This is a genomic window from Sporomusa sp. GT1 (assembly GCF_014634905.1).
GTDB lineage: Bacteria > Bacillota > Negativicutes > Sporomusales > Sporomusaceae > Sporomusa > Sporomusa sphaeroides.
Window position 1 is genome coordinate 1 of sequence record NZ_BMBX01000084.1, and the last position, 363, is coordinate 363.

General features: G+C 45.5%; 1 protein-coding gene. It reads right to left on the reverse strand.

Features of this window, described 5'->3' with window-relative positions; translation table 11 throughout:
- Positions 1–188, reverse strand: a 188-nt coding sequence (locus GT1_RS21935; protein ID WP_188400495.1) for a 3-methyl-2-oxobutanoate hydroxymethyltransferase, incomplete at its 3' end; no start/stop codon positions are given.
- Between the last annotated feature and the right edge of the window lie 175 nt (positions 189–363).

Consider the following 363-nt stretch of genomic DNA (forward strand, 5'->3'; position numbering starts at 1 on the left):
TCCATTGTTACCGGGAAGGTGGTATCATAACCCAGGCACACCATCCCCAGCGAATCACCCACCAGGATCATATCAACCCCGGCTTTTTCCTGCATTTTAGCCGTAAGATAATCATATGCCGTCAAATATACAATCTTCTCTCCATTTTCCACCATTTGCGCAAAATCATTAATTGTCTTCTTTGCCATGCTATCGCCTGCTTTCCTCTTTATTTTTTATCTGACTATAACTACCGGCTGCGTAGGTGACTGCTTAGATATCCAAGCCTGCGCCTTCGGTACAGGTGCGGGCCAGTTTTTTGTACATTCGTAGCAGCGGTGTCGTATCTTTTACCGGAAATACCTTAGTCTTTTTGCGTTCCGC